We start from the raw sequence: 14,738 nt of genomic DNA on the forward strand, positions 1-14,738 counted from the left end.
TCGCAACGATCCGACAACAACAATTCGAAAAAGACTGCGGTAATGGTTATGAGCAAAGCGGACGCCTTCACCCAGGCAGGGAAAACCGCGGTGTTGCAGAACATTCAGGGCACCCTGCAATTCCTCCAGCGCTTCCCGCCCTTCAATCAGATGGAACATGCCCACCTCGCCTATCTGGTGGAGCAATGTCAGCTGCGTTTTTTTGCCCAGGGCGAAAGCATCATCAAACCGGCCGACGGCCCGGTGGAACACTTTCATATCGTCAAACAGGGGCGAGTGGTCGGCGAACGCCAGCACATCACCAAACCCGGCACCGAGACCACCTTCGAAATCACCACCGGCGAATGCTTTCCGCTGGCCGCGCTGCTCGGTGAACGCGCCACACGCACCGAGCACCTGGCGGGCGAAGACACCTTTTGCCTGCAACTGAACAAACTGGCGTTCATCAAACTGTTCGCCCTCTCCAGCGCCTTCCGCGACTTCGCCCTGCGCGGAGTCAGCAGCCTGCTCGATCAGGTCAACCAGCAAGTCCAGCAAAAAGCCGTGGAGACCCTCGGCACCCAGTACTCGCTGAACACCCGTCTCGGTGAACTTGCGATGCGCCATCCGGTGACTTGCAGCGCCGAGACGCCGTTGCGTGAAGCGGTGAAGCTGATGCACGAGCAACAGGTCGGCAGCATCGTCGCGGTGGATGAGCACAAGGCGCCGCTGGGGATTTTCACCCTGCGCGATTTGCGCCATGTGGTCGCCGAAGGTGTCGGTGATTTCAGCGACGCCATCGAACAGCACATGACTCGATCACCGTTTTATCTGTCGCCGGATCACAGCGCCTTCGATGCGGCGATCGCCATGACCGAGCGGCACATTGCTCACGTCTGCCTGGTCAAGGTTCAACGCTTGTGCGGCGTGGTGTCCGAGCGTGATCTGTTCTCCCTGCAACGGGTCGATCTGGTCCACCTCGCCCGGACCATCCGCAGCGCGCAGCGAGTCGAACAACTGGTGACCTTGCGCGGCGAGATCGGCCAACTGGTCGAGCGCATGCTCGCCCACGGCGCGTCTTCGACGCAGATTACCCACATCATCACCCTGCTCAACGATCACACGGTGTGTCGGGTAATTGAACTGACCCTCGCGGAAAAGGGCGACCCGGGCGTGCCGTTCATCTGGCTGTGTTTCGGCAGCGAGGGCCGACGCGAGCAGACGCTGCACACCGACCAGGACAACGGCATCCTGTTCGATGCTCGCGATGCGGCGCACGCAGCAGAAATACGCGGCAAGCTGCTGCCGATTGCCCAGCAAATCAACCAGAGCCTGGCGCAGTGCGGTTTCACTCTGTGCAAGGGCAACATCATGGCCGGCAATCCCGAGCTGTGTCTGTCGCGGGCCGAATGGGCGCGGCGCTTTGCGGCGTTCATCCGCGAAGCCACGCCGGAGAACCTGCTGGGCTCGAGCATTTATTTCGACCTGCGCGTGGTCTGGGGCGATGAGCAAGGCTGCGAGCAATTGCGCCGGGGCATCCTCGATCAAGTCGCTGACAATCGTCTGTTCCAGCGCATGCTCGCCGAAAATGCGCTGCGCAATCGCCCTCCCGTTGGGCGCTTCCGTGAATTCGTGCTGGCCCGCAAGAACGGTGAGAAGGCCACGCTGGATCTGAAAATCCAGGGCCTGACGCCGTTCGTGGACGGCGCCCGTCTGCTGGCGCTGGCCAACGGCATCGACGCCAACAACACCCTCGAACGCTTTCGCCAACTGGTCGATAAAGAGGTCATCGAGCCGCTCGACGGCGCGGCGTATGAAGAGGCCTATCACTTCATTCAACAAACGCGCATGCAGCAGCATCAGTTGCAAACCCGGGAAAATCAGCCGTACTCCAACCGCGTCGATCCCGACAGCCTCAATCATCTCGACCGGCGCATCCTGCGCGAATCCCTGCGCCAGGCGCAGCGCCTGCAAAGCAGCCTGACCTTGCGGTATCAGCTATGAGCCTGTTCTCCTGGCTACGCCCGGCCAGCCCCGTGGTGTCGGCGGACTCGCAGCAGCGGCTGGCGAAGCTGCCGGCGCTCGCCGAGCTGAACGAATGCAGCCTGCGCGGGCAGCGCTGGGTGGTGCTGGACCTGGAAACCACCGGCCTGAATATGAGCAAGGATCGGGTCCTGTCGATCGGCGCCGTGGTGATCGAGGACGGCGCGATCGATTTCAGTCAGCAGTTCGAGCGCACGCTGCAATGTCGCGAGCTGAAGCTCAGCCCCAGCGTACTGATTCATGGCTTGGGGCCGAATGCGATTGCCGCAGGCAGCGACCCGGCGGAAGCGTTGCTGGAGTTGCTGGAGTTCATCGGCGACAGCCCGGTGCTGGCGTTTCATGCGCCGTTCGATCAGCACATGCTCGGGCGTGCAGTGAAGGAGCACTTGGGGCATAAGCTGCAGCATGTGTTTCTGGATGTGGCGGACATTGCGCCGCTGTTATGTCCGCAGGCGCAGATTCGCGAGGCCGGGCTGGATGAGTGGATCGAGTGGTTCCGGCTTGAAGTGTTCGAGCGGCATAACGCGAGTGCCGATGCGCTGGCCACGGCGGAGTTGGCATTGATTCTGTTCAGCCGGGCGCGGGCGCAGCAGATTTACAGTCCGTTGCAGTTGCAGCAGCGGTTGAGCCAGTGGAAGCGGCGGCAGCAAACTCACTCTTTCTAGCGCTACCCCTGTAGGAGCTGCCGCAGGCTGCGATCTTTTGATTTTATAAACAGCAAGATCAAAAGATCGCAGCCTTGGGCAGCTCCTACAGAGGCATGCAGCCCTATCACCTGACCAGTGGCCAATTGCTAACCATTCCCACCTCTGCCAGAATCGCGAACTATTCTCGTTAGTTAACATTTCCCAATCGGTGATGTCCGGTGTCGTCAGTGCCCAACCCCCACAGTGAGCTCGTCGGTGCGATGTATCGCGACCATCGCGGTTGGCTGCTGGCGTGGTTGCGGCGCAATGTGGCGTGTCCGCAGCGTGCCGAAGACCTGAGCCAGGACACCTTCGTGCGCCTGCTCAACCGCGACGAACTGCTGACGCCGCGCGAACCTCGGGCGTTTCTGGTGGCGATCGCCAAAGGCCTGTTGTTCGACTACTTCCGCCGCGCCGCGCTGGAACAGGCCTACCTCACCGAACTGATGCTGATCCCCGAAGACGAACAACCGTCGGTGGAAGAACAGCAAATGATCCTCGACGACCTCAAAGCCATTGATCGCCTGCTCGGCAAGTTGTCGACCAAGGCCCGCGCGGCCTTCCTGTATAACCGCCTCGACGGCCTCAGCCACGCCGAAATCGCAGACAAACTCGGTGTCTCGGTACCGCGCGTGCGGCAGTATCTGGCCCAAGGCCTGCGCCAGTGCTACATCGCCCTGTACGGTGAGCCGACATGACGGCGGCCAGTTCGCGCCCGGTGCCGGCGCATGTGCTGGACGCGGCGATTGCCTGGCAATTGACCCTCGACTCGAGCACCGCGCTGGAGCGTGAAGAATTCGCTAAATGGCATGCCGCCCATGAAGAACACGCCCGCGCGTGGCGTCAGTTGGGCATGCTCGATCAGCGTTTCAGCGTCGCCAAAGGCCCGGCCCGAAGCGCGTTGCTGCAATCGCGCGAAGGCATTCGCCGGCGCGTGCGCAAACTCGGCAGCGGGCTGGCCAGTGTCGTGGTGATGATCGGTCTGGGGCTGTTTGTCAGCGAGCGCTACCTGCCGCTGGATTACTGGCTCGCCGATCAGCGCACCGCCACCGGTGAACAGCGCACCGTGCGCCTGTCCGACGGCACTCTGCTCAACCTCAATACCCACAGCGCGGTCGACGTACGCTTCGATGACGAACGCCGCTTGATCGTGTTGCAGGAGGGCGAAATCCTCGTCGAGACCGGGCATGGCGACGCGCGGCCGTTTATCGTCGAAACCCGCGAAGGCAGCATGCGCGCGCTGGGCACGCGGTTTCTGGTCAAGCGCGAGGACGATGGCACACGCCTGAGCGTGTTGCAGTCGGCGGTCGCGGCCCATGCCCAGGCCAACCCGCAAGAACTGGTTCTGCGCGAAGGCCAGCAGGTGCTGTTGCGCAGTGACGGGCTGGGCTCGATTGCCGCCCTCGCCCCCGGCGCCGATGCCTGGACGCGCGGCATGCTGGTGGTGGACAACGCACGGCTGGGCGATCTGGTGCATGAGCTCGGGCGCTATCGTCGCGGGCATCTGGGCGTGGCGCCGGAAGTGGCCGATCTGCGCATTACCGGCAGTTTTCCGTTGCATGACATCGACAAGGCCCTGAGCGCTTTGCTGCCGACCCTGCCGGTGCAGATCGAGCGGCATACGCCGTATTGGGTCACCGTGGCGAAGGCGGAACCCTCCGCCCCTTGACATGATCGTTCCCACGCTCTGCGTGGGAATGCAGCCCGGGACGCTCTGCGTCCCTGCCGAAGCGGACGCAGAGCGTCCATTGAGGCATTCCCACGCGGAGCGTGGGAACGATCAGTGTGGGAGCGAGCCTGCTCGCGAAGGCGCCATCAGCCGCACAACCATTTCCCGCAAAAAAGAATTTCCACCCAGCCCTATCACTTTTCCAATCTCGTCCGGCACACAGGCAATTGAGAAATATTTCCATTCAGGAGCCGCCGTATGTCCCGTTCGCCAGACACCTTGTTGCGCCCCAGTCTGCTGGCTTTTGCCATCGCTTTCGGCACGCCGCTGATCAGCAGCCCGTTGCTCGCCGCTGAGCAAGCGTCCAGCGTGCGCGCCTACAACCTGCCGGCGGCGCCGCTGTCGACCACCCTGAACCAGATCGCCAGCCAGGGCGGCCTCGCCCTGTCGCTCAATCCTGCGCTGGCCGCCGGCAAAACCTCGGCGCCGGTCAACGGCCAGTACGACGCCGCCGGTGCCCTGCGCGCGGCTTTGCGCGGCACCGGTCTGCAGCTGGAACAGAGCAGCGCCGGCACTTACACCCTGGTGGCCGTGCCTGAAGGCACGCTGGCCCTGCCGGAAACTTCGGTCATCGGCGTGGAAAACTTCGAAAGCGCCTGGGGCCCGGTCGAAGGCTACACCGCGACCCGCACCGCCGCCGGCACCAAGACCGATACCGCCCTGGTCGAAGCACCGCGTTCGATTTCGGTGGCAACCCGCCAGCAAATGGACGACCGCAGCGTGCACAGCCTCGACGACGCGGTGCGCTACATGCCGGGCATCACCGCCAGCAGCTACGGCAGCGACACCCGCGCCGACTGGCTGCGCGTGCGCGGTTTCGAACCGACCCAGTTCCTCGACGGCCTGCCGCTGCCCAAAGGCGTGTACGCCAACCCGAAACAGGAAACCTGGAACCTCGACCGCCTCGCCCTGCTCCGCGGTCCGGCCTCGTCGGTGTACGGCCAGACACCGCCGGGCGGTTTGCTCGACATGGTCAGCCGCCGCCCGAGCGCGGAGGCCAGCAGCGAAATCCAGCTGCAATACGGCAGCGACAACCACCGACAGATCAACTTCGCCAGCACCGGCAAGATCGATGAGGCCGGGCAGTTTCTCTATGGCCTCAGCGGCGTGGTGCGCGACAGCGGCACCCAGATCGACCACGTCGACAACAAGCGCTACAACATCGCGCCGAGCCTGACCTGGAACATCGATGACGACACCAAACTCACTCTGCTGAGCCAGTTCACCCGCGATGACACCGGCATCACCAGCCAGTTTCTGCCGATCCAGGGCACGAAGATCAAATCGCCGCTCGGTGATATTTCCCATCACAAGAATCTCGGCGATCCGGATTGGGAATACTACGACCGCACCTACTACGCGCTGGGTTATGCCTTCGAACATCGGCTGAACGATGTCTGGCAGTTCAAACAGAACCTGCGCTACACCAAGTCGGACCTGTCTTTCCAGTCGCTGACACCCGGTTCCTACCCGTTCACCACCGTGGATGCAGAGGGCAACGTCGGCCGCACCAGCACCAGCGTCGACGAAGAGATCAGCCAGTTTGCCGTGGACAACAACTTCCAGGCCGACTTCGCCACGGGCGACATTCGCCACACCTTGCTGCTGGGTCTGGATCACCAGCGCAGCAACACCAACTACACCTCGATCTTTGGCGATGGTCTGCAAACCAACGTCATCAACCCGATCTACGGCCAGCCGATCGTACGTCCGGCGCGCTCCACGGCGTTTTACGACTACAACCAGAAGACCTACCAGACCGGTCTCTACGTGCAAGACCAAATGGCTCTCGACCAGTGGCGCCTGACCCTCGGCGGCCGTGAAGACTGGGTCCACACCAGCACCCAATTCATCAACCAGAGCGACGCCACCAACACTCAGCGTGACAAGAAATTCAGCGGCAACGCGGCGCTCAGCTACGTCTTCGATAACGGTTTCGTGCCGTACCTGTCCTACGCCGAGTCGTTCCAGCCGACGACGGGCGCCGATGCCACCTCGACCGGCTCGCTCAAGCCAACCGAAGGCAAGCAGTGGGAACTGGGCATCAAATACCAGCCTCCGGGCAGCAAGACCCTGCTGACCGCCGCCGTGTATGACCTGACCCAGAAGAACGTCGCGGTGAACACCTTCGTCAACAACGTCTCGGTGACCAGCCAGACCGGCGAAGTGAAGGTCAAAGGCCTGGAACTCGAAGCCGTGTCGGATGTGACCGACAACCTCAAAGTCATCGCCGCCTACACCCTGGCCAAGTCCGAAGTGCAGAAAGGCGTCGACAAGGGCAACCGCCTGCAACTGATGCCCAACCAACAAGCCTCGCTGTGGACCGACTACACCTGGCACGCCGGCGTGCTCGACGGTTTCGGTATCGGTGCCGGCGTGCGCTACACCGGCAACACCTACGGCGACAAGGCCAACACCTGGCTGGGCAAGGCCGATGCCTATACCGTGTTCGACGCCAGCGTGCATTATGATCTCGGCCGTCTGGACAACAGCCTCAAAGGTGCATCGCTGGCGGTGAACGCGACCAACCTGTTCGACAAGGACTACATTTCCACCTGCGACAGCTTCTACTGCTACTACGGCGACCAGCGCAGTGTCGTCGCCAGCGCCACTTACAAGTGGTAAGCCAGTGAGCTGAACCAGGCCCTGTTCCCAGGCCGTCCGTACCGGACGGCTTTGGTGTTTTTGAAGGTCATGCAATGAAAAGTAAAACCATCCGCCGCTGGTCGTTCATCCACACCTGGACCAGCCTGATCTGCACGGTGTTTCTGCTGATGCTGGCGCTGACCGGTCTGCCGCTGATTTTCAGCCACGAGATCGATCACGCGCTGGGCAACGCCCCGGAGCTGCGCGAGATGCCGGCCGACACGCCGCAACTCGATCTGCAGCAACTGGTAGATGCCGCGCAGAAACATCGCCCGGGCGAAGTCATGCAGTACTTCGGTTATGACGACGAAGAGCCGAACGCGGCGTTCGCGATCATGGCCAGGACGGCCGACACCGAGCCGAACTCTTCGCACACCTTCATGCTCGATGCGCGCACTGGCGAAGCGCTGGAAACCCCTTCGGCCAACGGTGGCTTGATGCTGTTCATCCTGCGCCTGCACGTCGACATGTTCGCCGGGCTGCCGGGCAAGCTGCTGCTGGCGTTCATGGGTCTGTTGTTTGTCGTGGCGATCGTGTCCGGCACGGTGCTGTACCTGCCGTTCATGCGCCGCTTGAAATTCGGCACCGTGCGCCAGGACAAATCGACAAGACTGCGCTGGCTCGACCTGCACAATTTGATCGGCGTCGTCACTTTGACCTGGTGCCTGGTGGTGGGCGTGACCGGAGTGATCAGCGCCTGCGCCGACCTGCTCATCGCTGCCTGGCGCAACGACGCGTTGACCACGCTGATCGCGCCGTATCGCGATGCGCCGCCGCTGACCCAACTGGCGCCGGCTACGCGGCTGCTCGACATCGCCGAGGAAGTCGCACCGGGGATGAAGCCGGATTTCATCGCCTTCCCCGGCACCCGTTTTTCCAGCGAGCACCATTACGCGGTGTTCATGAAGGGCGGCACGCACCTGACCTCGCATCTGCTGACGCCGGTGCTGATCGACGCCACGACGCTGCAAGTCACCGCCGTGGCGGAACGGCCGTGGTACATGGACGCCATGGGCATGTCGCAGCCGCTGCATTTTGGTGACTACGGCGGCATGCCGATGAAGATTCTCTGGGCGACGCTGGATGTGCTGACGATCATCGTGTTGGCCAGTGGCGTTTATCTTTGGGTAGTGCGGCGCAAGGCGGCCAAGCCTGTTCTGGAAACGGCGGAGGCCTCGGCATGAAGCCGCGTCAGTCGAGTTTCTGGAAGGTTTTCAGCACACCGATCGTGATCGCCCTGCTCAGTGCGGCGGGGCTGTTTGCGGCGTTGCTGGGGGATGGAATCTGGGATGCCTTGAGCTGGGTCGGGCTTGGCGTGCCGGCATTTCTGGCGATAAGAGGTTTTCTGCCGCGAAGCTGAGAATCCCTTGTGGGAGCGAGCCTGCTCGCGAAAGCGCCCGGACCCTCAACATCAAAGTCGACTGTCACGACGCCTTCGCGAGCAGGCTCGCTCCCACATGGGTTCTGCGCCGGACGCGAGCAGGCTATGCTGCCCGATCATTGTCCTGATCGAGACCTTGCCCATGTCCGCCCCCAGCATGACCCTGTACCACAACACCCTGTCGCCCTTTGTCCGCAAGGTCATGGTGCTGCTCCACGAAACCGGTCAGCAGGATCGTGTCGCGCTGCAGGACTGTGTGCTCAGCCCGGTCAGCCCGAACCCGGAGCTGATCGCCGACAACCCGTTGAGCAAAATCCCCGCCCTGCGCCTGGCCGATGGCAATGTCATCCATGACAGCCGCGTCATCCTCGAGTACCTCGACCAGCAGCACGTCGGCAATCCGCTGATCCCCCGTGAAGGTGCGGCGCGCTGGCGGCGCCTGACCCTGGCGTCGATGGCTGACGGGATCATGGATGCCTCGGTGATGGTGCGTTATGAAACCGTCCTGCGCCCGGTGGAAAAACACTGGGACGAATGGCTCGACGCCCAGCGCGACAAGATCCGCCGCGCCCTCGCCGTGCTCGAGAGCGAAGCGATTGCCGAGCTGACCAGCCACTTCGATGTCGCGGCGATCAGCGTGGCCTGCGCTTTGGGCTATCTGGATCTGCGCTTCCCGGACATGGACTGGCGTGCAGCCAATCCGCAACTGGCCAACTGGTATTTCGAGGTGAGTCAGCGACCGTCCATGGTGGCGACGATGCCCAAGCCTTAGATCTGGGCTGCCTGTTCCGGCCTCTTCGCGAGCAGGCTCGCTCCCACAGTTGACCACATTCCAATGTGGGAGCGAGCTTGCTCGCGAATGCACCAACTCGGTTTCGGAGGTAGTGACGCAATAAGCAGCGTCACCAAAACCTCCGCTTCCCGCTGTTCCTCGCGTAACCCAAGCCACCCGCTCATTGCATCGCCTCCACGTCAAACTCCAGCGGCCTGGCCGGCTTCAAACCAATCCCGTACCAGTCCAGTTTGCGGGTCAGCACCATGAACACCCCAAGCAGGCCGAACAGCAGCAGCGAGCCCATCAGCAGCGCGTAATCCTCGGCGCTGAGCAAGCCGTACAGCAGGCCATACAGCGCCGCCAGCCCGGCCGAAAAACTCAAGCCATGCCGCGCGCTGCGCAGGACGTGGCTGACATAGAAGCCGATCAACAACACGCAACCACTGGCCGACAACAGATACGCCAGCGCAAAACCGATGTGTTCGGACAGCGACAACAGCAGCAGGTAAAAGAACGCCAGCGCAACACCGACCAAGGCATATTGCACCGGGTGCACCGCCAGGCTCTTGAGCACTTCGAAGAGGAAGAAACCGGCGAAGGTGAGGACGATGAACAGCAGCGCGTATTTGATCGCCCGATCGCTCTTCAGGTACTGATCCACCGGATCGATGAAGCTGACGCCGAAGCTGCGCCCGTTGAGTGCATCACAGTCGCCAGCGACGCAGCGCTCCATTGCCTCTTGCAGGTTGGTGGAGAAAAACGAGGTCTGCCAGTCGGCGCTGAAACCCTGATCGTTGATCTCGCGCTTGGCCGGCAGGAAGTTGCCGACGAAGCTGGGGTGCGGCCAGTTGGCGGCGAGGCTGACACTGCTGGTCTTGCCCACCGGCACCACCCGCAGCGAGCCGGTGCCTTGCAGGCGCAGGTCGAAACCGAAGGTCAGCTGCGTGGCTTTGCTGGCGTCGAGCGCCGGCAGGGTCACATGTACGCCCTCACCGATCCAGGCCACTTCGCTGCCGGGCACGAAGTCCAGTTGCTGGCCGGCGAGCTCGAGTTTCAGCGCGTTTTCGATACCGCGAATATCGCTGATACCGACGGCGAGGAACGGCGCGTCGAATTGGTAATCGGCAAAATTTTCCTTGATGCCCAACTGCGCCGGCAGGGAAAAATGCCCGTCGATGCGGTTATCGGCGTGGAACAGTCGCGCCTCGTAAATGCCGCGTTTGCGCAGTTCGGTTTGCACCTGGCCGTCGAGTTCAAAACGCTCCGGCAGAAAGTACAGACGCCCGCGCGCTTCGCTGACTTCTTCGTAGCGCTTGTTGGTTTTCTCGTTGGTTTTCCAGGTGCGCACCACCTTGCGATACGGCACTACCATCACCGGCCCGGTCAGTTGCTGGCGGTAACTGGAGCTGCGCGCGATGTCTTCGAGCACACCGTCGCGCAGTTGCTGACGTTCATCGATCACGCCGTCGATCATCAGCAACGGGATCAGCAACAGCAGGATCAACAAGGCAATCGCGCCGAGTTTGATGGTCAGATTCTTGTTCATGGGACTCTCCCTGTTTGGATGGGAGGAGTCTGCTGATACGGTGTGGAGGGAATGTGCGGGGAATATGGAGATTGTGTGGAGAATGCATTCCCCTGTGGGAGCGAGCCCGCTCGCGAAGGCCGCGACTGGGTTTCAAGGCAGGCGCAATACCACCTCAACCCCGCCCTCGACATTGCCAATGCGCATCACCCCGCCATGCAACTTGACCACTTCTTCAACGAAGTTCAGCCCCAAACCGGTGCTCTTGCGTCCGCTGTCCGGACGCGGCAACGAGTAGAAGCGTTCGGTCAGGCGCGGCAAGGCGTAATCGGGAATCGGCGTGGTCTGGTTGAACAGGCGGAACTCGACCTGCTCGCCAACCCGCTCGGCGCTCAAGCGCAACAAGCCCTGCGCCGGAGTGAAATCAAGCGCGTTTTCCAGCAGATTGCCCAACGCCTGGCGCAGCAGAAACGGCTCGCCAATCAACAGCAGATCCTCGCCGATCGCTTGCTCGACGCGCAGTTGTTTGCCCTCGATTCGCGCGGCCTGCGCCTTGAGCAGTTCTGCGACCAACAGCGCCAGCGGCACTGCCACGCGTTCTTCCAGCCCTTGGCGTTGTTCGACTTGCGCCAGGTTGAGCAGGCGCTCGATCAATTGCTGCATCCGCGCGCTTTCGCTGTCGATGTTGCTGATAAAGCGCAAACGCTGGACGGGCGGCATCTCGCTTTGCAGCAACTCCGCCGCGCCCCGAATCGCCGCCAGCGGACTTTTCAATTCATGGGTCAGGGTGTGCACGTAGCGCTCGACGTAGGCCTTGCCTTCGAGCTGCGTGCGCATCTGCTCGACCGCCGTCGCCAGTTGCTCCAGCTCGCCGCCGCGATAATGCGGCACTTCCACGCGCCGGCCTTCGCTGACCGCTTGGGCATAACCGGTCAAGCGATGCAGCGCACGACTCAGCCACCATGAGAGCAAGGCGCCGAACAGCAGACCGAGGCCGATCAGTCCGGCGCCGTAAAACAGCAGGCGCCGCTCGGTGCGATCGACGTAGGGTTGCAACGAACTGTTGGGCTTGGCCACAGTGACCACGCCGATGATCTTGCCGTTGTCGCGGATCGGCGCGCCGACGTGCATCACTGAAGAGCTCGGATCGTCAGGATCGCTACGGCTGGAGCGCGCGCCGTACTCGCCGCGCAGGGTCAGGTAGACGTCGTTCCAGCGCGAATAATCCTGGCCGACCGCGACGCCGCTGGAGTCGAGCACGACGATGCCCTTGGCATCGGTGACATAGATGCGGTGGTTGACCTGATTTTTCGGCAAGCCCCAGATGGTCGCTTGCGGCTGGCGCTCGCCATAGGCGCGGAGCAATTGCGGCCAGCGGTTCTCGCTGAGGGTGCCGGCCTTGAAATCGTCGCGCAGGATTTCAGCCATCAGGTTGGCGGTGTCGACCAGCGTCTCTTCGGTGGACTGACGCACGCCGGGACGAATTTCTTCCATCACCGTGTTGAGGACGAAATAACCAGTCAGGCCGACAAACAGCACGTACACCAGAAAGATCCGCAGCCCCAGCGACATCAGCTGTGCCCCGGGCTGTAGCTGTAACCGAGGCCGCGATGGGTCTGGATCGGCTCGGCCTCGGCACGTACCAGGCGCAACTTGGCGCGCAGGCTTTTGATGTGGCTGTCGATGCTGCGCTCGTAACCGGCGTCGGCCGCTACGCCCAGCGCATCGAGCAATTGCTCGCGGCTGAACACCCGCTCAGGTTGTTCGAGCAGGCATTGCAACAAGCGGAATTCATGGCGGGTCAGGCTCAGCGGCTGGCCGCGATAGCTGATCTGCACGCGTTCAGCATCGATGCGAAACAGCGTTGAGCCTGCTTCCAGGGTTGCGCGCGGCGCCATGCGCTTGAGGATGGCTTTGACCCGCGCCGCCACTTCACGCGGGCTGAACGGCTTGACCACGTAATCGTCGGCACCGATCTCCAGACCCACCACGCGGTCGATCTCGGCGTCGCGGGCGCTGAGAAACAGCACCGGCACTTCCGTGAAGCGTCGCAACTGCTTGCAGGTTTCGAAGCCACTGATGTCCGGCAGGCCGATATCGAGAATGATCAGGTCGGCCGGGGTTTGTCGCTGATGCTCCAGCGCCGCCGCGCCGAGGTTCAGCCACGTGGTGCTGAACCCCTCGCCCTGCAAGGCAAAAATCAATGTGTCGGCAATCGCCGCTTCGTCTTCGACAATCAGGATGTGCGGCATGGCGTCCGAGCCCGTGGCAGTTAGTGCGCGAACGGTGCCCCAAGCCCGGGGTTACGTCAATCAGACCGCTTAGCAGCCAGGCTTGTCGGCGGTGTAACGCCGCGCCGGGTTGACCGCCGCGCCGAACTCGCGCAAGGCCTTGGCGCCGATCAGCAGCGGATAGTTGAAGTGGCTGCGGTCGGTCAGGTTGACCTCGACGGTGCGCTTGACGTTGCCCAGGCACAGTTCCAGATCGACCACCGGGCGCTTGGCGACATCGCTGCTGTCGCGCTCTTCATCGTCCTCGTCGGAACGGCTTTTGATCTTGCTGATCCGCGCGACCTTGTGCTCGAAAACCTTGTTGCTGGCGTCCTTGGTGGCGAGGCGGAAACGCACCCAGTCTTCGCCATCGCGGGTGAAGGTCTCGATGTCCTTGGCCGACAGCGAGGCGGTCAGCGCGCCGGTGTCCATCTTGGCCTTGAGCACTTCGCCACCGATTTCCGGCAGCGCGATGTATTCGTAGCGACCGTACAGCGTCGGCTCGGCGGCCATGACCGGCAGCGCAACGAGGGCAAACAGAGCAAGGAGGGATTTCACGTAAGGGTTTTCCTTGGGAGGTTGGGCAACGGGATTTTAGACCGTCGCACGGTTGATCGTTCCCACGCTCTGCGTGGGAATGCATCCAGTGACGCTCTGCGTCACAGGGGACGCGGAGCGTCCCGGGCGGCGTTACCACGCAGAGCGGGGGAACGATCAGGTTAACGGGACTGAAGTGAAACATTCGTCAGCGCCGATTTGGCCTGCTGCGCGAAGCTGCTTATCATGGCTCGCCCCTGCCACTTCATAGAGTTGCTTATGCGCCGCCTGCTCACCGGCTGTTTCGTCACCCTGTTGCTGTTGCTCAACACCCTGATCCTGATCGGGCCGTTGATGGTGTTCGCCCTGCTCAAGCTGGTTGCACCCGGGCGCTGGCGGGATTACGCATCGGGGGCGGTGATGTGGATTGCCGAGACTTGGGCCGAGATCGACAAGCTGATCTTCCGGCTGTGCATCCCCACGCAGTGGGACATTCGCGGCGGCGACGATCTGCGCCGCGACACCTCCTATCTGGTGGTCAGCAACCATCAATCGTGGGTCGACATTCCAGCACTGATCCAGACCCTCAACCGGCGCACGCCGTTCTTCAAGTTCTTTCTGAAGAAAGAGCTGATCTGGGTGCCGTTCCTGGGCTTGGCGTGGTGGGCGCTGGATTACCCGTTCATGAAGCGCTACACCAAAGCCTTTCTGGCAAAGAACCCCGAGCTGGCGGGCAAGGATCTGGAAATCACCAAAGCGGCGTGCGAGCTGTTCAAGCGCCAGCCGGTAACGGTGGTGAATTATCTGGAAGGCACGCGCTACACCCTGGCGAAAAGCACCCAGCAGGAATCGCCGTTCAACCACTTGCTCAAACCCAAGGCCGGCGGCGTGGCGTTCGTGCTGGCGGCGATGGGTGAACAACTCGACGCGATGCTCGATGTGACGGTGGTGTATCCGCAGGAAAAAATTCCGGGCTTCTGGGATCTGATCAGCGGCAACGTGCCGCGAGTAATCATCGACATCAGGACCCGCGAACTCGACCCGGCGCTGTGGCAAGGCGATTACGAGAAAGATCCGGCCTTTCGCCAACACGTCCAGAACTGGGTCAACCAGCTCTGGACCGAGAAGGATCAGCGCATCGTCGAACTGCGCAATGAGCGCGGCTGA

13 protein-coding genes are annotated in these 14,738 nt (G+C 62.2%); 9 read left to right on the forward strand and 4 right to left on the reverse strand.

The window, feature by feature from the left end; genetic code table 11:
* The first annotated feature begins 48 nt into the window (after positions 1–48).
* From V8J63_RS22340 to V8J63_RS22375, 8 genes are all read left to right on the forward strand, one after another.
* Entirely contained in the window at positions 49–1,983 is a 1,935-nt protein-coding gene (locus V8J63_RS22340) for a putative nucleotidyltransferase substrate binding domain-containing protein (protein WP_336464637.1), read from the forward strand.
* Positions 1,980–2,687, forward strand: coding sequence for a 3'-5' exonuclease (locus V8J63_RS22345; protein ID WP_130888266.1), 708 nt, complete (start codon positions 1,980–1,982; stop codon positions 2,685–2,687). Before V8J63_RS22340 ends, V8J63_RS22345 begins: the two co-directional genes overlap by 4 nt.
* Positions 2,688–2,929: 242 nt before the next feature.
* Positions 2,930–3,406 (forward strand): RNA polymerase sigma factor, encoded by a 477-nt coding sequence (locus V8J63_RS22350; protein ID WP_189691481.1) that lies wholly within the window; start codon positions 2,930–2,932, stop codon positions 3,404–3,406.
* A complete protein-coding gene (locus V8J63_RS22355; RefSeq protein WP_130888267.1) occupies positions 3,403–4,377 on the forward strand; it encodes a FecR domain-containing protein in 975 nt (324 codons plus the stop codon). Before V8J63_RS22350 ends, V8J63_RS22355 begins: the two co-directional genes overlap by 4 nt.
* Before the next feature lie 258 nt (positions 4,378–4,635).
* Positions 4,636–7,062: a TonB-dependent siderophore receptor gene (locus V8J63_RS22360; protein WP_336464638.1), complete on the forward strand. Its 2,427-nt coding sequence runs from the start codon at positions 4,636–4,638 to the stop codon at positions 7,060–7,062.
* A 74-nt stretch (positions 7,063–7,136) separates the two neighbouring features.
* Positions 7,137–8,267: a PepSY-associated TM helix domain-containing protein gene (locus V8J63_RS22365; RefSeq protein WP_130888269.1), complete on the forward strand. Its 1,131-nt coding sequence runs from the start codon at positions 7,137–7,139 to the stop codon at positions 8,265–8,267.
* Complete coding sequence (locus V8J63_RS22370) at positions 8,264–8,443, forward strand: hypothetical protein (protein ID WP_016772844.1); 180 nt, start codon at positions 8,264–8,266, stop codon at positions 8,441–8,443. Before V8J63_RS22365 ends, V8J63_RS22370 begins: the two co-directional genes overlap by 4 nt.
* Before the next feature lie 163 nt (positions 8,444–8,606).
* A complete protein-coding gene (locus V8J63_RS22375; RefSeq protein ID WP_051600799.1) occupies positions 8,607–9,236 on the forward strand; it encodes a glutathione S-transferase in 630 nt (209 codons plus the stop codon).
* Positions 9,237–9,417: 181 nt separating this feature from the next.
* Here the strand turns inward: V8J63_RS22375 and creD are convergent, their stop codons facing one another.
* The 4 genes from creD to rloA2 form a co-directional block, all read right to left on the reverse strand.
* Positions 9,418–10,785, reverse strand: a complete 1,368-nt coding sequence (creD, locus tag V8J63_RS22380) for a cell envelope integrity protein CreD (RefSeq protein ID WP_197891306.1) — start codon at positions 10,783–10,785, stop codon at positions 9,418–9,420.
* 132 nt (positions 10,786–10,917) lie between these two features.
* Complete coding sequence (gene creC / locus V8J63_RS22385; protein ID WP_197891308.1) at positions 10,918–12,336, reverse strand: two-component system sensor histidine kinase CreC; 1,419 nt, start codon at positions 12,334–12,336, stop codon at positions 10,918–10,920.
* The gene (creB, locus tag V8J63_RS22390) at positions 12,336–13,016 is read right to left on the reverse strand and encodes a two-component system response regulator CreB (RefSeq protein ID WP_024014583.1); all 681 of its coding nucleotides are present in this window, start codon (positions 13,014–13,016) and stop codon (positions 12,336–12,338) included. The genes creC and creB overlap by 1 nt, the downstream gene beginning before the upstream one ends.
* Before the next feature lie 69 nt (positions 13,017–13,085).
* On the reverse strand, positions 13,086–13,592 hold the full coding sequence (gene rloA2, locus V8J63_RS22395) for a retropepsin-like aspartic peptidase RloA2 (RefSeq protein WP_336464639.1): 507 nt from the start codon (positions 13,590–13,592) through the stop codon (positions 13,086–13,088).
* A gap of 258 nt (positions 13,593–13,850) precedes the next feature.
* Here rloA2 and V8J63_RS22400 point away from each other — a divergent pair, with 258 nt between their 5' ends.
* The gene (locus tag V8J63_RS22400; RefSeq protein WP_130888272.1) at positions 13,851–14,738 is read left to right on the forward strand and encodes an acyltransferase; all 888 of its coding nucleotides are present in this window, start codon (positions 13,851–13,853) and stop codon (positions 14,736–14,738) included.

It is taken from the genome of Pseudomonas sp. CCNWLW23 (assembly GCF_037095675.1).
Taxonomy (GTDB): Bacteria; Pseudomonadota; Gammaproteobacteria; order Pseudomonadales; family Pseudomonadaceae; genus Aquipseudomonas; species Aquipseudomonas atacamensis.